Below are 24,976 nucleotides of genomic sequence, written 5' to 3'. Positions count from 1 at the left end.
AATCCAAGTTCTTGAACCACAAAGACGCAATACTGCTATTCGCAGTACACAAAGAAACGTAAAATCCTTTGTGACCTTTGCGCCTTTGTGGTTCAAAATGTTTTAATCGTTCTCTAAGCCTCTGCGGTTTATAGATTCTTTTGTTTTTATTCTCCCTACAGGTTAAATCCAGCAGGAAATTTTTGCAGTTGTCGCGAATGAAGTATAGTTAGATAGACAATATAAAACCAAAAGGGGGATATACAGTACATGTTGCGTAAATTTATAAGTTTAACAATACTTACATTATTTATATGTTCGAATATGGGGTTCGCTTTTGCCAACAATGTTGGGGAGAAAACAGTGCTAAACAAAGTAATAGCAGTAGAAACGTTCTTTTATGGTACAGAAATGACAGGAGCTTTGGTGGATCGTGTTAGCGCATTAGAGAAGGATATATACGGTAAAGAAAGTAAAGATCCATTGCTAACGCAAGCAGATAAGCTGTATTCCTCGACATTTGATAATTTTATCGATCAACCCTCCTTTCTCATTAAATTAAATGCCATCGAATGGTCCCTTACTCACGCTGTGACGGTGCAGCCAGCTAAAAATCGAATTGAAAATTTAGAACATATTTTGTCTGGTAAGAATACAACCGGATCATTGAATGAACGTCTTTCTAAATTGTTGAAACTCGCTTATACAAATGGTGAAGTAGCCATTAACAATGTAACCTTGAATAAAGATAGTTTATTAAAAATTAAATTAGTTACACCTTTGAGTACAAGTACGAATCGTCAAGGAGATTCAGTTCTATTCGAAGCAGCAGATGATATCTATGTAGATGGACATTTGGTGATTCCAAAGGGATCTCAGGGACAAGGGATTGTCAAAAAAGTGAAAGGTGCGAAGAACTTTGGTCGCAATGCTGAATTAGAGGTAAGCTTTGATACGATAGAAACCATTGATGGCACCAGAATCAATACCTTATTAGGAGATAAATCCAAAGAAGAAAATAAATCCTTAGTCACAGCAGCTGGGGCATCCCTAGCAGGCATGGTTATCTTAGGACCTGTTGGCATTGTCGGTGGTGCCTTTGTACATGGTAAGGAAGTAAATATTCCTGCCGGTGTTGAAATGTACATTCAAATCAAAGAGGATACCAATGTTTATGGTATACAATAAAAGAAGAATAGGTTTATTTTTACAAAAGCCGTCATAAGACGGCTTTTTCTACATATTGCCGTATGGAGTTATACAGGAAAAGTGGTATAATAATAGAATAAAATTAGATTAACCCTATCTATATTTCCTCTGTGTCTCTAATAGAGATGTTCAGTATTTGTAACCCCCTTTGTGTCCTTTGCGTCTTTGTGGTTCGATTCTTTTTGCATGTTTTAAGGACGCAAAGCATTTTTCTAATTGTATTTTAAAAGTGTATAATCTTGATAGGTAAATATTTTTCGATAGGAGAAAGTAATGCAAATAAAGAAATTTATGGTTTGTGCATCCGTGCTAATGTTAGTTTCCAGTGCTTCTATGGCAGGACAAGCTGCTGATAAAGAAAATAATGAAATAGCTAAATCCAAGACTGATTCTCAAGAAAATATTGCAGCTAAAGAGGAGAAGAAAGCTCCGATTGTAATTGAAGCTGAGAAGTTGTCATTCAGTGAAGAAACAGGTGATGTATTTGCTGAAGGCAATGTAGTTGTCAAACAAAATACAGACGTTATTTCAACCGATTTCATGCGTGGTAATAATAAAACAACTGAAGTATGGATTGACGGCAAAGCAACCTTGCAGCAGCCTGGTACAGAACTGGTCGGCACAGGTACCCATTACAATTATACTACTCGTATAGGAAATATGAATAATGTAAAAGGTCTAGTAGGTAATGAACATATTTCGAGTAATAACCTAGAATTTTACCCCGAAAAATATATTGGCCATGATTCTACAGCAACGAAATGTCCAGCTATCGTGCCTGATTATCATATGAGTGCAGATCGAATCGAAATCTGGCCTGGGGAAAAAATGGTTGCATATAATGCTAAATTTTGGATTAAGAATGTGGTTATTTATTCTATGCCGAAATACCAAACATCTTTGAAGAAAGGAGAAGCCAAAAGCGCCTTTCCAAGTATCGGCTACCATTCTGGAGACGGTTTGACGATTTCACAGCATTTAGAATATCCAATCGAGGACAAACTAACAGCGTTTGCGGATCTGGACTATTATTCTCAGCATGGCCTTAAACCTTCTTTTGGTTTAACTAGTAAACAAAAAGGTTACAGTCTAAAATTGTACCAAAGCAATGAAGAGAATGGTGATGATGAATGGATTAAGAAAGAAGCTGAGCTTCTCTTTACGCTAGATCCAATAAAAATGGGTAAGGTGACTGGCTACTTTACCGCTAGCAATGGCAAGTGGAAAGAGGGAAATATCTCTGGCTGGCGGCAGGATTATAATTTGTATTTTAAGCGTAATACGATCCAGCTAAGCAAAAAGCTTACCTTAGATGTAGGGGCAGGTTATGAGAGAAGATATTACGGCTATGATAATTCCTCCAATAATATATGGAGATTTAATACGAAGCTAACAGCGAGGCCAAACGATAGACTGGAAACCTGGGTAGGATATGCTTACAATGATCAATCAGGTACTTCTGTCTATGAATATGATAAAATTGACAGCGATCGAGAGTTAAAAACTGGGTTTATGTATAAAGTCGATAAAATGAATTCTGTGGGTGTCAAAATAGATTATGAAGTTGACGCTGGAAGATTAAAAGATTTAGATTATACCTGGCGCCGCAATTTACATTGCTGGGAAGCTGATATCACCTATCGTGAGAAACGCAACCAATTGAATGTAAAACTATCAACCATTGCATGGTAAGAGAATAAAGGGGTTTATTTGTTTTGGAAAAATCATTATTAACTATTATTCAAAGAATAGAACAACGTAATATTATGGTAATTGGCGATATAGTAGCTGATGTATATCTAGAAGGGAAAATATCCCGTATCTCCCGGGAAGCACCTGTATTGATATTAGAACACTCGGAAGAACGAGTTGTTCCTGGAGGTGCTGCTAATGTTGTACACAATACAGCTACATTAAGTGGCAATGTATATGCAGTAGGGGTTGTGGGGCAGGATTATGCAGGACAGGAATTAGCCCGGATTCTAGCAAATAAAAATGCTTATACCAACGGCTTGTTAGTTGACAATGGCAGGCCTACAATTACTAAAACAAGAGTTATGGCGGGCGGACAGGCGACTGTTCGTCAGCAGATTGTACGTATTGATAAGGAAAAGAAAGAAGCGCTGGATCATGAAATTGAGCAATCCATCAAGGCGTACATCACGGCTCATATATCGAACATGCATGGTGTAGTGATTAGCGACTATGGCAGTCATACCGTCACACCAGATATAATGCGTTATGTTATCCAGACTTGTGGAGATAAGAATATTCCTTGTATTGTCGATTCGCGGTATAATATAATGGAATATAGTGGAATTGAAGTTGTTAAACAAAATGAATCAGAAGCAGCAGCAGCAGTAGGTTATGATATTATAGATCAGGCTACGCTACTGTCGGCTGGTAAGACAATCCTAGAAAAGCTAGATGCCAAGGCAGTTTTAATTAGCCGTGGACCAGATGGTATGACGTTATTTGAAGAAACAGGTACCGTTACGCATATCCCTGTGACCAATAAGAGTGAAGTATATGATGTTACTGGTGCAGGGGATACAGTGGTGGCAACCATGATCCTGGCTTTAGCAGCAGGAGCATCCTATGAAGATGCAGCCCGCTTGTCCAACTTTGCAGCAGGCATCGTAGTAAAAAAACCAGGTACAGCAACCACAACCCCAGAAGAACTCCGCCAAGCCATCGGCGAACATTTCGAGTGAGAAAGATAAGCTTTTATGGCACAAAGGCAAAAAATAAATAAAACCCTTTGTGTCCTTTGCGCCTTTGTGGTTCAATTCGTTTATCTGTTTTAATAAATTTTCTATGATGTTGCACTTTTGTGCAATTGTGTCTTTGTGGTTCAAATTTTTTTGATATTTTTAAAAGCAGGTGCAATATGAAAATAGTAGATTCTACTCAAATAAAGAATATAACAGAGCAACTAAAAGCCGATGGTAAAACAATTGTTTTCACCAACGGCTGTTTTGACATTCTCCATGTGGGCCATGTTCGATATCTCAAAGCGGCCAGAGACCTAGGAGACTGTTTAATACTAGGTCTCAACAGTGACCAATCTGTGCGCGCACTCAAAGGTCCAACCCGCCCAATCAACACCCAAGATGACCGAGCCGAAGTTCTATCGGCTCTTTCTGCTGTTGATTATGTGGTGATCTTTAAAGAGCCTACAGCAGAAAAACTAATTGATCAAATAAGGCCTGCCATCTACGTTAAAGGCGGCGACTATAACATCAAAGACCTCCCCGAATCCACCATCGTCTCCCACCACGGCGGTCAAACCATCCTCATCCCCGAAGTAATCGGTAAATCATCAAGTAATATAATAAAAAAAATAACCGAAAATTAATTGAACCACAAAGGCACAATTGTGCTAGCGCACAACACTAAGGGGGGACTAAAGTGCATGGTATTTTAGATAAAAAGATAGAAGCTTTAGCTAATAAAACCATTGGGGCAGCACTTGAAGTCCATAGTATTCTTGGGCCAGGTTACCTGAAAGCGTGTATGAAGACGCTTTATGCAGAGAATTAACCTTGCGTCAAATCCCCTTTGAGAGTCAGAAAATACTTGCAATAAATTATAAGGGACATTTAATTGGAGAAGGTAGATTAGATTTATTAATAGATAAAGTTTTGATTATTGAATTAAAAGCTGTGGAGAATCTGATGCCTATACACAATGCCCAATTATTATCTTACCTAAAAATCACTGGCTTACAATTAGGACTATTAATTAATTTTAACGTAACTTCTTTGCGTAATGGAATCAAACGTATAATATTAACGTGACCCTTTGTGTCCTTTGCGCCTTTGTGGTTCAAATCTTTTTAATCCGAGGTATTTTACATGACTTACAAAAACATTCTTATTGTAAAACTCAGTGCCATTGGTGATGTCATTCACGCCTTGCCTGTGGCTCGTGCTTTGAAGCAGACCTACCCTGATGCTCGTATCACTTGGGTAGTAGAGAAACCAGCTTACGATCTTTTAACTAACAACCCTGATATAGATGAAATTATCATCTTCGATAAACCAAAATTCAAATCTTTAACAGGTCTACTATCAAATGGCTATACATTCTCAAAATTGCTCAAATCCCACAAGTTTGACCTAGCCATTGATCTGCAAGGACTATTCAAAAGCGCAGCCATCTCCTATCTTAGTGGTGCACCCAAGCGCCTAGTGTATTGCAACGCACGAGAGCTAAGTGACAAAATCGGTCAGCGAATTTGTGGAAATCATGAACATGGCCATGTAGTAGACCGATATCTAGATGTTGCACAGCACCTCGGCTGCAAAATAGATCAAGTCCAATTTCCTATGAACATCACAGAAGTTGAAGTACAAAAAGCAGAGGCGATAGCTAACCATGCAGGATTAAGGCTAGAAAATCCCTACGTCGTCCTTGCCCCAGGCACTAACTGGCCTTCTAAATGCTGGCCAACAACTCACTTTGCCAAGTTGGCAGATCAACTCTATGACAACAACATGATTCCAGTGATAATTGGCGGACCCAATGATAAACGATTAGCAGAAGAAATAATTGCCAATACGAAAATACCACCAGTTGATCTTATAGGCAAAACTTCTCTTAAGCAATTAGCACATATTATAAAAAAATCACAAGCTTTTGTAGGCGGTGATACTGGTCCCATGCATCTGGCAGTGGCAGTAGGCACTCGGGTAGTAACTATGTTTGGACCAACTGATCCTAATCGAAATGGACCTTATGGAGAAAATCATAGTATTTTAACACCTGATGTACCTTGTATTTGTTGTTGGAAGCGCCAATGTATAAAGACGCCAATGTGCCTTGAAACATTAAATCCTGATTTGGTGTATCAATCTATCTATTCGAAATTAGAAATGAAGGTAGGGAGCTAATAAATTGAATATCTTAATTTTGTTTTCCCAACCATGGCGAGTAGGTGGTGCTGAAACCCATGTGGAAGCTCTTATAAAAGGCTTGTCAGATCATAATATCATTCTCGCAGTAAATCGAGGCAGCAACACTGAAAAACTGCAAAGACTCAGGCAAGCTAATGTGGAAATCGTAGAGGTGCAGGCAAGGGGAATTAATGTCTTCCGGTGGATAATGGATTTATACAAATTGGCTAGTATTATCAAAGAGAAGCAAATTGAAATCATTAGTGCTCAGCAAAGAACTGCTGGAATCTGGGCATATTTCTTAAATAAATTTACAGATGTTCCTTTTGTCGTGACAATGCATGATCCCTGGCACCGAGCCTTTATAAAGAAAGGCTATGCAAAAATATTTTCACAGATGATTGTGGTGAGTAAAAATTTGACGGATATATTAGTTGATAAATTTAATTTTAAACATAATCAAATTAACTTTATCAATAATGGCATAGATTTTACAAAATTTGTATCTCAGGATAAAAGAAGAGTTCGAAATAGATTAGGACTTTCACAAAATAGTAAGATTATTTTACACGTAAGCCGTTTAAGCAGCATTAAAGGAGCCGTATCTCTGGTTTTACTGGATAGTATGGAATACATTATGCAAGAAGAGAAAGACGTAAAATTGATTATTATTGGTGAAGGACCACTAAGAGAAGAAATTAATGAAAAGGCAAAAACATGGAATGAGAAGCATAAGAATTTAATTGAAATCAGAGATTTTACAGATGACATTTCTTATTGGTATAATGCGGCGGATGTAGTGGTAGCTGAAGGACGAGTTGCTATTGAAGCAATTGCTTGTGAAAGACCTATAGTCGCGATTCGCAATAAAGAACAATTTTTGGGGGCAGTAACTGTCGAGAATATTGCCGATGCAGTAGAAGTTAATTTTGACGGCAGACAACTTGCTGTCACGCCAAAGATATTGGCAGGCGAAATTGAAAGAGCATTGCAAGTAAATCCTAAGCAAAGAAGCGAGATTGCTCATTTTATCCATGATTTGTTAAGTATTGGAGAAATGGGTGAAAAATATTATACTGTGTTTTCCAGTCTAATTGGAAGAGTGCCTTTACAAGAAAAAATCGAGGATTAATTGAAAGGATTAGGCAGGGGACAATTTACAAGGCTTAAGGAGTAAAAGACGTTATGAAAAATATTCTGGTTGTGAACCGCTTAGGGATTGGCGATACTGTATTAACAACATCATTAGCACAAGCCATTAAGCAGCATCTTCCTAATGCGCGTGTAGGTTTTGTAGTAGCGCCTAAGTCGGTGGACTTATTAAAGAATCATCCTTATATTGATGATGTATTTTCATATCAAAGAAATACAAAAGATGATATTATAAAAAAAATAAAAAAAAGCGAATATACAGATGCAATCATTGTTGATGAACGATTGACATCCAGTCTTTTAGCATGGCGAGCAGGTTGTAAATTGAGGAACATTGGAAGAGTCATATCGGTTTTTGGTCATCATTGGCTGAAGCCAAAGCGAGTACAAAGTGATTCGGCTACACAACGTTTTGCTCAATATGTGCAGTATATTTTTAGCAGTTATAAATATCAATACTTGGCACCTGTCATTGGTGGGGTAACAAATCAAGAGAATAATAAAATAAATGATTGGATACATCAAATTAATAATACGGTTAGCAAAAGGATCTTAATAATTCCTCGTGGTGTAGCTGAAAATAAAAATTGGCCATCCGAATATTTTGGTGTTGTAAATCAATATCTAAATAGTAAGAGTATTATTCCTATCTACACAGGGGCAAAACAAGATATTGAATATATTGATGCTATTAAGGGTGAGAAAATTAACATTGCGGGAAGATTTAATCTGCGAGAACTTGCGGTTTTAGCTAAGCAAATGGATGCTTGTATTACGGTTTGCACCGGTCCTATGCATATTGTTGCTACAACTGGTATTCCTATGATCGCACTATATGGTCCCACGGATCCGGCTTATTGGGCACCTCTTCATGCCACTATAGTGAAAGCTGATCATGCACCATGCCAATTGTGTAGAGGTACACATTGTAGCTATAAGATAAAATATGATTGTATGCAGCAATTGACACCAGATAGAGTGATTAAGTCAATAGATAGTTTATTGAATTTAAATACTGAAATTGAGGAAAAGCATGAATAATTTATTTATAATTAATACTCCTTTTCAACTATTAAGTGCCTTTATCACTGCTAACAGCTATGAGAAAGGAGTGGGAAATTATCTATTGGTTTTAAGACCAAATGAATATGAGAATTGGCAATACAGTACAGGCGTGCAATATATACTAAAAGATACTTCGACCTGGAGAAGAGTATTTATTGTAGAAAAATGGCTGCAGAGAGATGATAAAAAGAATAGTTATCGAGAGCAAATCAGAGAGATGAAAGAACGTATCAAAAGTATCGGCAATATCAATCAGGTTTTCTTAGGATCAGATAAAATAATCCAAAATCAATTAATGGTTGAGATTGCTGGGTGCTCAGAGTATTCGTTGTTAGATGAAGGTAGCTTTTCCTATAATAGTCGTGATCGTAAGGCCTTGAGTAAAATATGGCAATATATTCGAATACAGTATTTTCGAAATATCGGTAATGTACATGGGAATATGAAATATAATTTCAGTGGAATTGGTTATGGAACAGGTAATGTAACTGACTATCTATATCGTCCTGAGTTACTAGGAAGAAAATCTAAATGTGTAAAACAATTAGATAAAAAATATATTCAAAGTATCTTGCCGACTATTGCAGATCATATGGAAGATATATCGATTTTGATGCAGCAGCCATGTATTATCTTTCTTGGCAGTCCATTTATTGAACAAGGTGCCTTTACCATTCAAACGGAGATGCAGATACTGCAAAATCTATATGAAATAGCGGGACAATCGAAGTTGCGTCTTATTTATAAAACCCATCATTCTGAAAATGAAGACAAATTGAATACCTACCAGCAAGAATATCCAAACATGGATATATTAAGATCATTGGAACCAGCCGAATTGTTATATCATAAATACGACAAAATAAAGTTTGTAATCAGTTTTGCTTCTTCAGGTATGTTGTATATTAATAGCTTTGCGATTCAGGATATAAAACCAATAGCAGCATATCAACTGTATGGAAAGGCTACAATACAACCACGTATACAAAGAATATTTGAGAATTCAGGTGTGTTTATGCCGAAGGATTGGGAAGAAATGAGAAATTTACTTTTAACATAAACATTTTACATTATTCACTGAAGAAGATTTCTTAGCTCTATTTCTTAAAGAGAGGTTTAGGTTTATGAAAGTATTATTAATTGGCCCTAATTATTTTAATTATGTTAGAAGTATTGCAGCATCGTTGGAAAAAATCAACATTACTGTAAATGTCCAATGTTATGGTAATGCCTATGATAGTTGTAGCTATTGGCAAAAGAAGTTGGATTATTGTGGGATTATAGATGTAAGGGAAGCACATGCCAGCGAATGGAATCATCATATTTTGGAGATTAGCGCTGCGTTTAAACCCGATGTATGCATTGTATGTAATGGAAATATCATTTCCTCAAAAACCTTACAATTTCTAAAAAGTAGTGGAGCTAAACTTGTACTATGGCTTTTGGATGGACTTAAACGCAATTCTCAGCTTGAGCAGAATCTTTCTTTTTACGATCGATGTTTTGTGTATGATGTTCTGGATATCGATTATGTTACTCAAAAGTATCAAGTGTCTTGTAGTCATGTATTGAGTAGCTATGATTCATCGATTTATTATCCAGATAAACAAGTTAGAGATGTTGATATTTCATTTGTTGGGAAAACTACTAAAAAACGGCTGGAAATATTAAAACAAGTGGCCGATTATGCATTGAAAAATAATCGAACTTTTATTACATATGGGAACTATTGGGGAAGCCATTTCTGGAAAAAGTCACAATTTAAAAAGAAACATGCTCCTCTGGATTTGTATGCGGTAAATACCAAGATAGACCCAGTCGATCTTGCAGGACTTTATCGTCGGTCGAAGATTTGTTTGAATATTCATATTGCTGAGCATGATGGTCTTAATCCTCGAACCTTTGAAATATTAGGAACAAAGTCCTTTGCGCTTGTTGATAATAAGGCAGAGTTAAATCAATATTTCCAGATCGGAAAGCATTTAGCAGTATACAATGATATAGATGATTTACTAGAGAAAATTGATTATTATTTGCTGAATTCTGATTTACGCGAAGCTATTGCTGCAGAAGGGTATGCCCATGTAGAAAATACATATGATATCGGTAGTACAGTTCAAAGAGTATGGTCTCTAATAGTATCGAAGGAAGAGAAGAAGCTTGGTTAGAATTGCTACGAATAAGGTTCTTTACTCTCAATTGTGAAGTATAAAATATTATTAATTAAAGGTTGAATTATGTTATGAACAAAAAAAATATACTTTTTATTTCATTATATAGTACACAATCCCAATATTTTCACCAAATTGATACCTCGCTGCAGTCTAACTACAACATCTTCCATTTACAATGTAAAGATTTACTTCGGTTGAAAGACGTCTTTACTAATGTCGAATTATCTCAAGAAATGCTTCCAGATGACGAAGAATTGAATGAAATTTTATATTTTTATAAACAGTTAGCAATTTATAAGAAGCTGAGTCTCCGTAGAAAAATTCTAATGACTTCCTACTTTCTTAAGAAAAAAGCATATTTAGAAATATATAATTTTCAAAATTATTTTAGAAAGAATCAAATACATATGGTCTGCGTTTGGAATGGGAGCCGCCCTACATTAGCGGCAGCTATTTATGTTGCTCGAAAAATGGGAATAAAAACACTTTTTTTTGAAAACGGCCTTTTACCAAAGACGACAACTGTTGATAGCAAGGGTGTTAACTTTAAAAATAGCTTAGTCGGTTTAGATAGTACATTCTTTTCTTGCATTGATATTGATATAGAAAAATATGAACAATTCAAGAAAACATCATTAGTAGCGAGGGAAAAGAGAAAAAGCAAATCTCAAGTAGTCTTACAGTCTATTTTCAAGGCGAATTTTAAGGATACTCAATTACCTGAAAAATTCATATTTTTACCATTTCAAGTCCATGATGATACGCAGATCTTACTGTTTTCTCCTCTTATTGCTACAATGTCACAATTACTAGAAACTGTTTGGCAAGGTGTCAATAAGTACAATGAAAGACAAGCAGATAATTTAAGGATTGTCGTAAAAGAGCATCCTAGTGATTTTGGCAGGGTAAATTATAATAAATTGAAAAAAAAGTTTCCTAAAGTAATTTTTGTCAATGATTATTCTACAGAAGAATTAATCAAAAAAAGTCAAGGGATTATCACGATTAATTCTTCTGTTGGAATCGAAGCGTTGTTCTATCATAAACAAGTAATTACTCTTGGAAATGCTTTTTATAATATACCAGGTATCGTAACAAGGGTGCTAGATCATCACAATCTATCTGAATACATTGATGTGATCAATACTCCGGTTGACAACGAATTGATTGATAAATTTTTATTTTATCTTCGATGCAACTACTTAGTAGATGGCAGTTGGCGTGAGGTGGATTGTAATCACTTAAGCAGTATTAAAGACAAAATCAAAAAGATTCTAAAGGATTAAAAATTTATTTGGCAAATTGTGTACGTGGAACATAAAAGGATTGATGATATAAATCTACAAATCAAGATTGCAATAGGAGCTGAAATAGTTATAAATAATAAGAAAACCAGATTTTATGAAATAAATCATAATCTGGTTTTCTTATTTGATATGTTGCACTTTCCCTAAAAAAATGTACTATAATATTTTTAGCTCTACTACTTATGTACTTGCCCTAAGAGTTTCTTTATTATTAGTTCAAGTTCCCTTTTTTATTTAATGCTCGTGATGTTCCACAATAAACCGATTCTTCAGATCGTCTTTTCAATTTGATATCCAGTCTTTTAGTGCATTCATATAATTCTCATAATATGAATACCCAGCAAGTTCATTCTTTATAGCAAATAGCCTGGCGATTTTATTTTTAGGTAAATTAATTCTGGCTTCCAGGTGGTTAGTATATTCAATAAGTTCTCTACAAGATTTTGTATTAGTGCATCCTTCTAGTCTGTTTTGCAATGCTTTAAGCCTAGGAAGATATTTTCTATGGTGTCTTACATGAACGCCTAACATACGAGACCTTAACTTAACCAATAAATTTTGCGGTTTTAAGTTTATTCCAATTTGCTGAGAATCGTGGTGGCGGTAATAAATTAATTTTTCATTAAGCGGCATTACAGGATAAAAAGCAGTCATTATAAATGCCATCCAATCATCGTGAAGGCAAGTGAGAGAAAAAGGATAGATATGCTCAAGAGCTTCCTTTTTAAATGCCATCGTTGCACCGGTTACTATGTTTCTTGGTAATAAAGATTGTATTGTAAAATTTTTGTGATTAAAGTTCACATAATCCCAAAGGGATAGTTCCGTAGGACTTAAATTTTTATCAGTAACAAAAGCATTGGTAAATATCATGTAGACATGAGGGTATAAAAGAAAGGCTTCCATGATCGTTGCTACTTTGTTTTCTAACCAAACATCATCCTGATCGGCTAGAAAAATGATATCGCCACTACACATTTTTATTGCCTGTTCAAAATTTTTGGTAGAACCTAGATTAATAGGATTATGATGTACTTTGATTATCGGATGAGTAAAATCTTTCAGTAGTCGCTTAGTATTATCACTTGAATTATCATCGCAAATGATAATTTCATCTGGTAATAATGTTTGGAATAGAATGCTGTTAAGCTGTTGTGCCAGATACTTTTCACCATTATAGGTGCACATAGCAACCGATATTTTCACCGAAATTCCTCCTTACTTAAAAATTCTTCAACAGGAATTATAACATTTTTTCTAAGAGCTAGTATATGAAAGATTTAATAATTAGTTACTATTGCATTATATAAATCAGCAATTTTATCAGTAGTTTGTGAGTAAGAGAAGTTTTGAATAATTTTCTCTCGGCTATTTAAGGAGATCCTTTTTTGTAAAGTTAAATCGTTACATACTAATAATAATTTTTCATATAATGCTTTAATACCATTTTTTTCTACTAAAAAACCTGTAGAACCGTCATCAACTACCTCGGGTAAACCTCCTACAGCATATGCAACAACTGGTTTTCCCATTGACATGGCTTCAGCTGCTGCTAGTCCGAAAGTCTCTAGCTTAGATGGAAATGCCATCACATCAATTGCACTTAAGGCTACAGGCATGTCAGTATGATGTCCAGCAAAAATAATGCGATCGTATATTCCAAATCTCCAAGCCTTATATTTTAAAAAGGGGAGGTACTTCCCTTTACCTATAATGACTAATTTCCAGTTTTTGGCATTTTCATAAGTTGCCAGTAGATGTAATAAATCCATATGTCCTTTCATATTTGGTCTGGCTACTCTGGAAACGATGCCTAAAAGGAAGTCACTCCTAGTTACGCCCCACTTTTCTCGTAGGTGGATTCCTTTTGATAAATTTTCAGGCGTTGGTGAATATGTAGCCGTATCGATTCCATTGTATATCGTAATAAGTTTCTGTGGATCGAGATATCCTTCACTAAGAAAGCGATTCCTCAAATAGTCACTTACGCAGATAATCCGCTGTGCTTGTGCAATGTTGGATTGCTGTTCCATAAAGTTTAACCGTCCATGAGCAGTATATACCCAAGGGATGTTAGCTCGCATGCATGCTAAAGCGGTAGCTTGTCCAGCAGCTTCTGAGTTAGCATGTACCAATTGGATATTGTGCCGGTGAATGATTTTTTCTAACATCATAGAAGCAAGGCCCTTGTGTAATCGTATGGGTACTTTATAATGGGTAATTCCCATGTTCTTTAATTCATTAGCTAATAAGCCTCCCCAAGAAGCCACATATATATTATAATCCATTGCTTTTAGTTGTTTTGCTAATTGAAAGACATAGGATTCTGCGCCACCGATATTTAACCGGGGAACAACTAATAAAAGATTAGTAACTTGCAATTGATAACCCCCTGTTACGAAAAAGAATGATTACTTATCATTGTAGCACGAAGTAGTTTTAGGAACAATTTTTCTGATGTAATTGAGTGGTAAAATATGGTCAAGAGGAATATTTAGTGATACAATTATACGTACGCCGAAAAATCAGGGAGATGTAAACAATGTTAGTCAATTATGAAAATATAGTAAAATATTATGTCAAAGCGCATATACCAAGTCTTATGAATCTATATAACGATCATAAAAAGAAAAAATACAAAAAGCGTGTAGCAGAAAATATTACAGAACGCGAAGCCTTCTATAAGCAAAATGGTTCCTATCCGTTATTTCGCACCATCGAAATTGAAACCCATAATCGATGTAACAGTACGTGTTCGTTCTGTCCAGTAAACAAAAATGATGATACGCGTGAATATAAGAAAATGAGTACAGAGCTATTTACTAACATCATTCAACAACTGCAGCACTTGGATTACCGTGGTACTGTAGGCTTATATTCAAACAACGAACCATTATTAGATGAAAGATTAGTGGATTTAGCGCGGATAGCGAAACAGCATTTGCCTAATGCCACCATTCAGATCTATACCAATGGTACATTGCTGACCGTGAATAAATTTATAGATCTCATGCAGTATCTAGACCACATGTATATTGATAATTATAATGATAAATTAAAACTCATTACTCCTGTTCAGCAAGTACATGATTACTGTACAAAAAATAAAGTATATCTGGATAAGGTACGGATTCGACTACGAAAGTTACACGATGTACTCAGCACTCGAGGGGGACAAGCTCCGAATCGTAAGTCAGAGCAGATTCAATCTTTAGACGTATCTTGTTTGCTGCCTTTTAGACAAATGATCGTGCGCCCTGACGGAAAAGTGAGCTTTTGCTGTAATGATGCTTTAGGGAAGCATACGTTAGGTGATCTAGCAGTTCAAAGTATCGAAGAAGTATGGAATGGAGAAATCTATACCAATATACGTAAAAATATTATACAAAGTCGTTCTTTGTTACCTCTTTGTAAAAACTGTGACTCTTTATTATAAATTAGTGAAACATCTTAGGATAACTAGTACATTGTAAAAAAAGAATATATTATATAATTGGTGGGAGGCTTAGTTCGGTGTCACGTTGGAATTTCTTTTTTCGTAATATTCAACAGGATTTGAAAGTGTTTTTCTTTATTTTATTAGTTTTATGTGGACTGCGGGTAGGTTTTATCGGCTGGCTGCACACCTATATGAATGAAGGAACGACAGGAAAAGATATTGCTGTTGCCTTATTCTATGGATTGCGCATCAGTTTGAAAACCGCAGGTATCGCTGCGCTGTTAACATGGGTTTGCTGTACCATAGTAAATCTTCTATGGGTGCGTGCCAAATTGGATAATTTACGCTGGTGGATAGGCTGTGCTTATATTGCAATGTTAGCGGTGTTGTTTCAGGCACGCATTCCGTACTACGAGCAATTTCACAGCGGATTTAATCAATTCATCTATAATACATTTCGTGATGATAGCCAAGCATTATTTGCTACTTTTGTGCAAGAATACCAGCTCTTTGAACGATTAGCAATCGCATTAATAATGACAGTGGTATTCGGCTGGCTGCTGAAACGATGGCTCAATACGGGTACATTCATGCTGCCTCAAGTGGACAATATATGGGGTAAACTAGCCATGCGTACATCCGTTGTACTTATTATGGTAACATTTATGGTCTTTACACGTTTTGGCGGCAGTTTCGCATATTCCCAATCTGTCAGTTGGAAAAATGCTGCTGTTTGTCATGATGAATTCTTAAATGAAGCGATATTAGACGATGTACAAGCCCTATATCGGGCCCGCAAGATTAATGAACTCATGGAAAGTGCGCAAGGGATTCATGTGAATACAGAGCGAATTCGCCAATATGGTCAGCATTTGGCAAAGCAAGATATAGACGGCAATGATCTCGAAGCATTTCTGGAAAAACATGCGCAAGGAGCAAAGTTATCAAAACCTAAGCATATTTTTATCATTATCGGAGAAAGCCAGGCCCAGTGGCCGCTTCTGCCTCAATATGCTGATTTGCATATTGCAGATGGATTAAAGAGTCTTATAGCTGAGGAGAACTCCGTTTATGTGCCAGCCTTTTTACCTAATGGACCCTTTACTCCTATGGCCGTTACAGGTATTGTCTCTGGTTTGACCGAGGTGAATCTATATCCCAATTACCAACCAGAATCCTATAAAGAAGCTTATGCAACGGCCATTGCACCACAACTGAAAAAACTAGGATACAAAACACGCTTCTGGTATGGTGGTTTTAGTTCCTGGGAACGAATCCGCGACTATGTCTTAGCCCAAGGATTTGATGAGTTCCATGCTTTTGATGAATTAAAAAAAGAATCTGGAAACGTATGGGGAGCCGACGATAAGCTGCTTTTTGAGACGATACAGGAAAAATTTCAAGAAGATGAGCAGCCTACTGTAGATGTCATCTTAACAGTATCCAATCACGCACCTTATACTGTGGATTTAAAGAAAGAAGGATTTCCGGAAGAACAAGTGCGGAGTGCATTGCCTGAATCTGCCCAAAATAATAAATCACTAATGAAACAATTAGGTCACTACTGGTATGCGGATAAATGCATCTCCCAGTTTGTCAAAAATATATATGGAAAGTCCCCGGATAGTTTGTTTATTATCACGGGAGATCATGCGGATCGTATGAATATTGAACTCAATCCAGACTTATTTACTCGGTATGCCATTCCTCTAATACTATATGGTCAAGGGGTAGATAAACAGTTATTGCCAGAGAAAATAGCTGGCAATCATATTCATATCCTGCCTACCCTATTCGAATTGATTGCACCATTAGGCTTTAAATATTATTCTGTTGGGGAAAGTTTAACAAGAGGGAATAATGTAGGTGTTAATCACTTATTATGGATCACGCATGAAACTATTGGAAAACTGGACAGTAATGTTACGGTTCCTGTACCTTATGCAAGTACCAGTTCTCAAGTAGATCGCCAGAGTGTGCAACTGGATTTGGAAGCCATGCAAGCGGTTTCCTGGTGGCGTATCAAAAATGGTCGTTATTTTTGATCTAATAAATTCATAATAACTTAAAAGGCACAAAGTTACAAAGAGGGATACTCTAAGTAATCTTGTGCCTCTTGGCTTAATTGTTTTTATTTATATGTTTTTTGTTACCATGCTTTGAGAAAATACGTTGTAGTAAGGTGGGGGGGAGCAAATCACGGTATTGCTTTATTCGATATTCTAGAATTCTCATCCCAATGAATATCATATGCAGTGAAGAAACCTTTAAGGCAAATTCCCATAAGGGCTGTCGTGATGAGATAACTACTCGCTTTAAAGAAAATAAATCATTTCTCCAGAAGTCTGTGCCCTTGAAAATACCCAAAGCTGCTTTATAGCCTGCCTGCTTAGCTAGAATTTTTACTCTGTTATCAAAATCACCATAAGGATAGCATAAGAAGTCGATGGGGATATGTAGCTGGTGTTCTAGGGAAATCTTGCAGCTTGCAAGCTCATGGAGGATTTCTTCATTATTCAATCTAGGCAGGAAAGGATGATTGACAGTATGGGCACAAATAAACATTCCTTGTTTTAACCACTCTTGGAGCTGTGCCAAATCCATCGTTCGGCAGTGAGGTTTATTTTTATAATCTTCCCAATTATTTTCTTGTCCGATCCAATTGCTGATGATACAAACTGTGGCTGCCATATCATATTTTTTTAATAGTGGTAAAGCATTCATAAGATTGTCTTCATAGCCGTCATCAAAAGTGAGAAGAATGGATTTTGACGGAAGAGGAGACTTCAGGGTAAAATGATGATACAGGTCTTGTAAAGATATTGTAGTATACCCATGTCTCTTTAAATATTGCAGCTGCTGCTCAAACATAATGGGTGATACTGTATTGCGATCATTTGGTATATCAGCAATTCGATGGTACATTAAAATAGGGACTTCCTTATTTATATGTTGATAGATTAAAAATAATAGTATTATAATAAGTAAGATAATCATGAGTGAGAAATCCTTTCTGGTGTGATATTATAGAATGCTTTATTTTATCACTATTTTAGCAGTATGTAAAAAAGGTGAGGAGAATTTATAGAATGAAAATTTTTGTGGTAGGTGCGAATGGCCAGCTTGGCAGAGAAATTAAACGACAATTTCAGGATAAATATGAACTGTTCTTGCATGGCACGGATACCTTGAACATCACGGATTTCGACGCTGTTGATACTGCTATTGCCAAAGTAAAACCAGATGTTGTAATCAATGCAGCGGCATATACCAATGTAGAAAAGGCCGAAGAAGATTGTGAAAATGCATTTAAAGTAAATGCAATAGGAGCTGAAAACCTAGCGATAAGCTGCAAAAAACACGACAGTAAGCTGGTGCACATTAGTACTGATTATGTTTTTGACGGAACGAAGGATAAACCATATGAAGAATTTGACCAGCATAATCCTCTTTCTGTATATGGCCGCAGTAAATCCTTCGGTGAAAAACTAATTGAGCAAGTTGGTGGAAAATATTTCATCTTACGTACATCCTGGTTATACGGTGACGGTAATAATTTTGTTCGTACGATGCTGCGCTTGTCTAAAGAAAAAAGTGAAATATCCGTAGTGGGAGATCAATACGGCACGCCTACCTACACGAAAGACTTATGCTGGGCGATTGAGAAAGTTATGTGTACTACGTTTTATGGCGTTTATCATGCTTCTAATGAAGGAAGCTGCAGCTGGTATGAGTTTGCCAAGGAAATTATGACTGGTGCCAAACGCAAGACCATCATAAAATCCTTAACTACAGCCGAATATCCAGTAAAAGCAAAACGTCCTATGCATTCCGTAATGGAAAACAGAATGCTAAAACTTCGTGGACTTAATACGATGAGGCCGTGGCAGGAAGCGTTAAAGGATTACTTGGAGCATAATTGCCAGCAGCTTTAAATCAAAAGAATAACAGCTATGAGGGAGAGGATGATGGAATTCATGAATACGATACTCGTTACAGGCGGCGCAGGCTTTATTGGTAGTAACTTTGTACATATGGCAATCGCTCAAGGGGAAAAAGTGATCAATTTGGATAGCCTTACTTATGCTGGAAATTTAGAGTCGTTACAGGCAATTGTGGACAACCCTAACTATAGATTTGTCCAAGGCGACATTGGTGATGGCTTATTAGTAGATCAGCTGCTGGCAGAGTATTCTCCAGATGCTGTAGTGAATTTTGCAGCCGAATCCCATGTGGACCGTTCCATCGAAGGTCCTGCTGCGTTTATACAAACCAATATTGTTGGTACATTTAATTTATTAGAATCCGTAAAGAAATACTGGCTGAAGCGGGCAGAAGCAGACAAAAATAAGTTCCGTTTTCTTCATGTATCAACGGATGAAGTATTCGGCTCTTTAGGGGAGACTGGATATTTCACAGAAGAAACACCCTATGCTCCCAATTCCCCCTATTCCGCTTCCAAAGCATCTTCTGACCACTTAGTAAGAGCGTATCATCATACCTATGGACTTCCTGTAGTAACGACAAATTGCTCCAATAATTATGGACCGTATCAATTTCCTGAAAAATTAATTCCATTAATGATATTAAATGCATTAGCTGGGAAATCATTGCCTATCTATGGAGATGGAAAGAATGTTCGGGACTGGCTATATGTAGAAGATCATTGTAGTGCCATCTTATCAGTATTGGATAAGGGGAAAATTGGTAAAACCTATAATATTGGCGGGCATAATGAAAAATCGAATTTAGAAATTGTATATAAGATTTGTGATTTACTAGATAAAGCAAGACCAAGAGATACTGGAAAATCATATCGGGAGCAAATTGCCTATGTGAAGGATCGCCCGGGACATGATCGGCGTTATGCCATTGATGCATCCAAAATCAAAAATGAGCTGGGATGGGTACCGTCAGAAACCTTTGAGAGCGGTATAGAGAAAACGATACAATGGTATTTGCACAATGCTGAGTGGTGCCACCATGTTTGTGATGGCAGCTATCGGGGAGAACGACTCGGTCTTGTGTCAGAGGAGAAACAATAATGGGAATTACAAAAGGAATTATTTTAGCAGGTGGCTCTGGTACCAGGCTATATCCATTGACTACCGTAGTCAGCAAACAATTGATGCCGATTTATGATAAGCCGATGATTTATTATCCCTTGTGTACGCTGCTATTGGCTGGTATCAAAGATATCTTGATTATTACGACTCCCCAGGATCAGCCCTTTTTTCAAGCAATGCTGAATGATGGCAGTCAATGGGGGATCAATTTGAACTATGCAGTGCAGCCTAGTCCTGATGGACTTGCCCAAGCCTTTATTATTGGACGAGATTTTATTGGTAATGACAGTTGCGCATTAGTATTAGGTGATAATATTTTTTATGGACATAGCCTGACGGATAGTTTACGCCGTGCTGCCAGCCATGAAGAAGGAGCTACTGTTTTCGCCTACTGGGTGAAAGATCCTGAACGTTATGGTGTAGTCGATTTTGATGATAACAAGCAAGCAGTAAGCATTGAAGAAAAGCCTGACAAACCAAAATCCAACTATGCTGTTACGGGGCTCTATTTTTATGATAATCATGTCGTAGATATCGCTAAAGATTTAAAGCCTTCAGTACGTGGTGAATTGGAAATTACGGATGTCAACCGAGCCTATTTAGAACAAAAAAAATTACGGGTAGAGACCTTAGGCCGCGGTTTTGCCTGGCTGGATACAGGAACTCATGAGTCCTTATTACAAGCAGCTAACTATATTGAAACCATACAACAGCGCCAAGGACTCATGGTTGCCTGTCCGGAAGAAATCGCTTATCGTATGGGACTCATTAATAATGAAAAGCTATTTCAATTAGCAGATCCTCTTAAAAAGAATGGATATGGGCAATACTTATTAAATCTTCTGCAAGGCGGTGCGAAACTATGAATATCATTGAGACGAAATTGCAAGGTGTAGTGATTATTGAGCCAAAAGTATTTGGCGATAATCGTGGTTTTTTTATGGAAACCTGGAATAAGGAAAAGTACGAAGAAGCAGGCTTGCCTTATCATTTTGTGCAAGATAATTTATCTTTTTCAACAAAAGGCGTACTCCGCGGATTGCATTTTCAAAATCCGAATCCACAAGGAAAGCTGGTCTATGTTCTCCAAGGAGAAGTATTTGATGTGGCAGTAGATATTCGAGCAGGCTCATCAACCTTTGGTCAATGGGAAGGCGTTATCCTATCGAATGAAAACAAAAAGCAATTTTACGTCCCAGAAGGTTTTGCTCATGGTTTTTGCGTAGTAAGCGAAACGGCGTTATTTGCATACAAATGTACTGATAAATATAATCCACAGGCAGAGACCGGTATTATGTGGAATGATCCTGATATTGGAATCCAGTGGCCGATGACAGAACCGGTTTTATCGGCAAAAGACAAAGAAAATTTACGACTGCGAGATATAATAAAGAAGTAATGTTGTTTAATAGAATAAAATAGAAATGTCATTGCGAGTGCTAACGAAGCAATCCCTCCTGCAGCAAGATTGTTTTGTTGTCACTGTAATGACAGTAAAGAACAAAACAATCTTACTGAATGTTGAGGATAATCAATGAAAAATATATGGCGCTGGCTAAGTGTTTTGATTATTATGATCATTATTTATTTCCTATCGGATATACCCAATCTTCATTTGATCAGTGAAGCGCAGATCCCACTTTGGTTACGACGTTTCGTTAGCCAATACTACATCAAGATTGGCTCACAAGGTTACTTCTCCTATATGTTTTCGCTGCATCCTGATTTCATTCTGCATAAAATTGGACATATTGTAGCTTTTGGCACACTGGGGATTAGCATCTATTGGGCGACTAGATACTCAGCAGTCTGGGCGATCATCTTAACAGCCATAGCAGCTGCTTTTGATGAATGGCATCAATACTTCATACCAGGCCGCTGCAGCCGCTTCGGTGATGTAGTCCTAGACACGCTAGCAGCCACTATCTTTATATTACTAGTGAAGTCCATGAAACAAAAATCCAAAATTTAGATCTTAATTCCCCTCTAGAGAGGGGTCCCCACAGGGCGGGGTGTGTCCCCCAAAAATAATAGGGAGGAAACAACAATGAATTTTATCATCAGAATGATCATAGGTCTATTGGTCTTATTCATTATACCTCTAACGAATACCTATGCTGAAAATGTAGAAACTCCACCACGAGAAACAGGCTGGTACTTTCCTTATATAGGCCAGGGAAAAGGTACTTGGGATGCCAGCGTAGGGGTTTTTCTTTGGACTGATACCTTCCATACCCGTAATCTGCAATTCAGAGGAGATATGGATTTAGCTCCAGGTGTGCGCTGGCATACCGTGGTTCGTTCCAATCGTGAACAAGATACATTAAGAGGCTTTCATCCTCATTTTGATGAGAACTATCTGGAGGGCTATGGATTTCATGAAAGTCAGAATGGCACCTTAAGTGCCAGTTTGCGCATTGGTAACATGAGATATCTACATTTTCCCTATCCCGATTCCATTGCGGTATTTGATCAAGTGCCAGGGATTAGTGATTTAACCAATGGAGCAAAAACTGGCTACAGTGGAGAGCTCTTGACCTTGGATTATGCTCACAAAACAGGTCTAGGATTACATGTAAGCGGGATCAACTGGGATTTTGGCAAAGAGGGTGGTTCAAAGATCTTAGAGGATTATGTCTTCTACCGCCAGAATTTTGGAAAACTTCACTTTGAAACCCATGTAGGGGGACTAGCAGTAAGACCAGAGCCATTGGGTCGCAAGGAAAATGGTTATAATGTTTATTTGGGAACCACTGGAACCCGATATACAGTCGGATTGCTCTATGAAAAATTACAGAATCAGCCTGCTTACACAGGCATCATGGTGAGCTTCCCCATGAATCATACAACGAAAGCCATGGGTAAGGTAGCCTTTGACTACGATCGTACTCCTGAAGGATTTGCAATGCAAATACCATTAGTGTCAGGCAGGATTGGCGGTATAGAGAAAAAAGTGCCAGAAGGCGGCGTATTGGTCGGAGAAGTCAAAGCAGAACGCCTGCGTACCTATTGGCAGAACGGTCAGGTTCGCAATTACTATGAACATCGTATTTCCTCTTGGGGCGAAACTGGCGGCAGTGATCTGATTGTGGTCATGAAAGAAGAGCCATGGTATCTGCAAACAGAAGCACTCGTCAGCCCTCACAATTTCTCAGTAGGGATTAAGACATGGGAACGCGATCGTCAAGGACCGGCACAGCTGAGTCAGAAAGTGACCTATCAGTTTTATAAAAAATAGTTGAAAGAGAATGCCGTGACAATTTATGCCACGGCATTACTTTTTTACTTTTTTCTGTGCTCTTTGTGTTTAACGTTCTTCACTCTGGTCGCAATGACGCAGGACGCAAGGAGTTTTTCTATGTCAATTACAATCTTAGTTTGCTATAATGTTACAAAAGGTATCTAATAAAGGAGTATTCAAACATGTTTGATCTACATAGTCATATTATCCCGGGTATAGATGACGGTTCAAAAAATATGGAAATGTCTTTGGCGATGTTGCAAATGGCTGTGGAAAATGGTACGAAGGGAATTGTTGCCACTCCACATATCATAGAAGGCGAATGGCTGCCTGCCTGGGATCGAGTTCTTGTTGAATGTGATACACTAAGGCAAGAAGCGCAAAAAGCAGGAATTGAAATACCTATATTTCCAGGTGGAGAAGTTGCGATACATTTCGATATATTAGAAAAATTGAAAGGTCCAGGGTCATATTGTATTAATGGTGGTCGTTATCTATTAGTGGAATTGCCAGCAAACCATATTCCCAGCTTTACGGATGACTTCTTTTTCACCCTTCAAGCCAGAGGGATAACACCGGTCCTAGCACATCCGGAGCGACATCCCGAAATTGCTAAAAAGCCAGAGCTTCTCGCAGAATGGATTGGTAAAGGGATATTGACACAAATGAATGGTACAAGTATCACTGGACATATGGGAGAGCGAGTGATGGCTACGGCAGAGCTGCTGCTGGTTAATAATATGATTCATAGTTTGGGATCTGATGCTCATCGTATAAATCACCGTAATACCAATTTGACTCCTGCAATAAAAAAAATTACAGAGTTGATTGGAATAAAGAAAACACAAAGCATTACAGTGGAAAATTCGAATCATATTATTAGCGGTAAAGATGTGGATATTCCTGCTATCAGCGACATACAATACCCTAAGAAAACCAAGGGAATCATGGCTTGGATAGGTAGTATATGGAAGTGAGATATAGTTGATATTGACAGCAAAAATAAAAAAGAATACAAAGGTATATCAAAAGATATACGACTAAAGTCCTTTACAATGAGATTGTCGTAAAAGGGCTGATATAATGGAAAAACAATTATTGCGCATAACGGAATTGAAGGAACAAATATTAGCTTCAGGTTATCATCCGGTTCAATTTAATGATATGGTAAAAGAAATTATAGGCAAAGTGCTCTTAGCGGATATTAGCTTCGAACAAAGCAGTGAACTAATTGAGAACTTAGAATATTACTGCGAATTTTCTAAGAAATGTAAAAGCAAATTATAAAAATAAATAATTAAAGACATGTAACTAGACCTTCGTAATGAAGGTCTAGTTACATGTCTGGGTATAATATGGAAACAATTTTCATGAAACTGGCAGGATTAATGTATTGAAACATAGAATTGTAATATTCGACTATTTAATATATAAAACAACAGCACT

At 37.2% G+C, this 24,976-nt stretch carries 25 protein-coding genes; 22 read left to right on the top strand and 3 right to left on the bottom strand.

Going from position 1 to position 24,976, the window contains the following annotated elements; genetic code table 11:
• Positions 1-249: 249 nt before the first annotated feature.
• From LMF89_RS02095 to LMF89_RS02045, 12 genes are all read left to right on the top strand, one after another.
• Complete coding sequence (locus tag LMF89_RS02095; protein WP_229533679.1) at positions 250-1,167, top strand: hypothetical protein; 918 nt, start codon at positions 250-252, stop codon at positions 1,165-1,167.
• A gap of 294 nt (positions 1,168-1,461) precedes the next feature.
• Positions 1,462-2,880, top strand: coding sequence for an LPS export ABC transporter periplasmic protein LptC (gene lptC / locus LMF89_RS02090; protein ID WP_229533678.1), 1,419 nt, complete (start codon positions 1,462-1,464; stop codon positions 2,878-2,880).
• A gap of 23 nt (positions 2,881-2,903) precedes the next feature.
• A complete protein-coding gene (locus tag LMF89_RS02085; RefSeq protein WP_229533677.1) occupies positions 2,904-3,902 on the top strand; it encodes a bifunctional heptose 7-phosphate kinase/heptose 1-phosphate adenyltransferase in 999 nt (332 codons plus the stop codon).
• Positions 3,903-4,078: 176 nt separating this feature from the next.
• Positions 4,079-4,546, top strand: coding sequence for a D-glycero-beta-D-manno-heptose 1-phosphate adenylyltransferase (rfaE2, locus tag LMF89_RS02080; protein ID WP_229533676.1), 468 nt, complete (start codon positions 4,079-4,081; stop codon positions 4,544-4,546).
• Positions 4,547-4,599: 53 nt separating this feature from the next.
• Positions 4,600-4,731 (top strand): hypothetical protein, encoded by a 132-nt coding sequence (locus tag LMF89_RS25620; protein ID WP_255710853.1) that lies wholly within the window; start codon positions 4,600-4,602, stop codon positions 4,729-4,731.
• Complete coding sequence (locus LMF89_RS02075) at positions 4,701-4,988, top strand: GxxExxY protein (RefSeq protein WP_229533675.1); 288 nt, start codon at positions 4,701-4,703, stop codon at positions 4,986-4,988. Before LMF89_RS25620 ends, LMF89_RS02075 begins: the two co-directional genes overlap by 31 nt.
• A gap of 57 nt (positions 4,989-5,045) precedes the next feature.
• Positions 5,046-6,083, top strand: coding sequence for a lipopolysaccharide heptosyltransferase II (waaF, locus tag LMF89_RS02070; RefSeq protein ID WP_229533674.1), 1,038 nt, complete (start codon positions 5,046-5,048; stop codon positions 6,081-6,083).
• A 4-nt stretch (positions 6,084-6,087) separates the two neighbouring features.
• Positions 6,088-7,218: a glycosyltransferase gene (locus tag LMF89_RS02065; RefSeq protein WP_229533673.1), complete on the top strand. Its 1,131-nt coding sequence runs from the start codon at positions 6,088-6,090 to the stop codon at positions 7,216-7,218.
• Positions 7,219-7,271: 53 nt separating this feature from the next.
• Positions 7,272-8,279, top strand: a complete 1,008-nt coding sequence (locus LMF89_RS02060) for a glycosyltransferase family 9 protein (RefSeq protein ID WP_229533672.1) — start codon at positions 7,272-7,274, stop codon at positions 8,277-8,279.
• The gene (locus tag LMF89_RS02055; protein ID WP_229533671.1) at positions 8,272-9,363 is read left to right on the top strand and encodes a polysialyltransferase family glycosyltransferase; all 1,092 of its coding nucleotides are present in this window, start codon (positions 8,272-8,274) and stop codon (positions 9,361-9,363) included. Before LMF89_RS02060 ends, LMF89_RS02055 begins: the two co-directional genes overlap by 8 nt.
• Before the next feature lie 64 nt (positions 9,364-9,427).
• Complete coding sequence (locus tag LMF89_RS02050; protein WP_229533670.1) at positions 9,428-10,471, top strand: CgeB family protein; 1,044 nt, start codon at positions 9,428-9,430, stop codon at positions 10,469-10,471.
• A gap of 74 nt (positions 10,472-10,545) precedes the next feature.
• A complete protein-coding gene (locus LMF89_RS02045) occupies positions 10,546-11,763 on the top strand; it encodes a capsular polysaccharide export protein, LipB/KpsS family (protein ID WP_229533669.1) in 1,218 nt (405 codons plus the stop codon).
• A gap of 303 nt (positions 11,764-12,066) precedes the next feature.
• On the opposite strand, the gene LMF89_RS02040 is transcribed toward LMF89_RS02045, so the two are convergent.
• Both LMF89_RS02040 and LMF89_RS02035 read right to left on the bottom strand, forming a co-directional pair.
• On the bottom strand, positions 12,067-12,990 hold the full coding sequence (locus LMF89_RS02040) for a glycosyltransferase family 2 protein (protein WP_229533668.1): 924 nt from the start codon (positions 12,988-12,990) through the stop codon (positions 12,067-12,069).
• Positions 12,991-13,064: 74 nt separating this feature from the next.
• Positions 13,065-14,165 (bottom strand): glycosyltransferase family 4 protein, encoded by a 1,101-nt coding sequence (locus tag LMF89_RS02035; protein ID WP_229533667.1) that lies wholly within the window; start codon positions 14,163-14,165, stop codon positions 13,065-13,067.
• 161 nt (positions 14,166-14,326) lie between these two features.
• On the opposite strand from LMF89_RS02035, the gene LMF89_RS02030 reads away from it, so the two are divergent.
• On the top strand, positions 14,327-15,220 hold the full coding sequence (locus tag LMF89_RS02030; RefSeq protein WP_229533666.1) for a radical SAM/SPASM domain-containing protein: 894 nt from the start codon (positions 14,327-14,329) through the stop codon (positions 15,218-15,220).
• A 77-nt stretch (positions 15,221-15,297) separates the two neighbouring features.
• A complete protein-coding gene (locus tag LMF89_RS02025; protein ID WP_229533665.1) occupies positions 15,298-17,268 on the top strand; it encodes an LTA synthase family protein in 1,971 nt (656 codons plus the stop codon).
• A 76-nt stretch (positions 17,269-17,344) separates the two neighbouring features.
• Here LMF89_RS02025 and LMF89_RS02020 read toward each other — a convergent pair whose 3' ends face one another.
• Entirely contained in the window at positions 17,345-18,220 is an 876-nt protein-coding gene (locus tag LMF89_RS02020) for a polysaccharide deacetylase family protein (RefSeq protein ID WP_229533664.1), read from the bottom strand.
• 92 nt (positions 18,221-18,312) lie between these two features.
• Here LMF89_RS02020 and rfbD point away from each other — a divergent pair, with 92 nt between their 5' ends.
• The 8 genes from rfbD (at position 18,313) to LMF89_RS01980 (ending at position 24,817) form a co-directional block, all read left to right on the top strand.
• Complete coding sequence (gene rfbD, locus LMF89_RS02015) at positions 18,313-19,158, top strand: dTDP-4-dehydrorhamnose reductase (protein WP_229533663.1); 846 nt, start codon at positions 18,313-18,315, stop codon at positions 19,156-19,158.
• A gap of 42 nt (positions 19,159-19,200) precedes the next feature.
• Positions 19,201-20,268, top strand: a complete 1,068-nt coding sequence (rfbB, locus tag LMF89_RS02010; protein ID WP_229533821.1) for a dTDP-glucose 4,6-dehydratase — start codon at positions 19,201-19,203, stop codon at positions 20,266-20,268.
• Complete coding sequence (rfbA, locus tag LMF89_RS02005; protein ID WP_229533662.1) at positions 20,268-21,155, top strand: glucose-1-phosphate thymidylyltransferase RfbA; 888 nt, start codon at positions 20,268-20,270, stop codon at positions 21,153-21,155. The genes rfbB and rfbA overlap by 1 nt, the downstream gene beginning before the upstream one ends.
• Entirely contained in the window at positions 21,152-21,688 is a 537-nt protein-coding gene (gene rfbC / locus LMF89_RS02000) for a dTDP-4-dehydrorhamnose 3,5-epimerase (protein WP_229533661.1), read from the top strand. Before rfbA ends, rfbC begins: the two co-directional genes overlap by 4 nt.
• A gap of 135 nt (positions 21,689-21,823) precedes the next feature.
• Positions 21,824-22,261: a VanZ family protein gene (locus tag LMF89_RS01995; protein WP_229533660.1), complete on the top strand. Its 438-nt coding sequence runs from the start codon at positions 21,824-21,826 to the stop codon at positions 22,259-22,261.
• Between the two features lie 75 nt (positions 22,262-22,336).
• Positions 22,337-23,527, top strand: coding sequence for a hypothetical protein (locus tag LMF89_RS01990; RefSeq protein ID WP_229533659.1), 1,191 nt, complete (start codon positions 22,337-22,339; stop codon positions 23,525-23,527).
• 185 nt (positions 23,528-23,712) lie between these two features.
• A complete protein-coding gene (locus LMF89_RS01985) occupies positions 23,713-24,507 on the top strand; it encodes a tyrosine-protein phosphatase (RefSeq protein ID WP_229533658.1) in 795 nt (264 codons plus the stop codon).
• A 106-nt stretch (positions 24,508-24,613) separates the two neighbouring features.
• The gene (locus LMF89_RS01980; RefSeq protein WP_229533657.1) at positions 24,614-24,817 is read left to right on the top strand and encodes a hypothetical protein; all 204 of its coding nucleotides are present in this window, start codon (positions 24,614-24,616) and stop codon (positions 24,815-24,817) included.
• Positions 24,818-24,976: the final 159 nt, after the last annotated feature.

The organism is Pelosinus baikalensis (genome assembly GCF_020819555.1).
In the GTDB taxonomy this organism is placed as follows: Bacteria; Bacillota; Negativicutes; order DSM-13327; family DSM-13327; genus Pelosinus; species Pelosinus baikalensis.
This window is presented reverse-complemented; position numbering and strand designations above follow the sequence as displayed.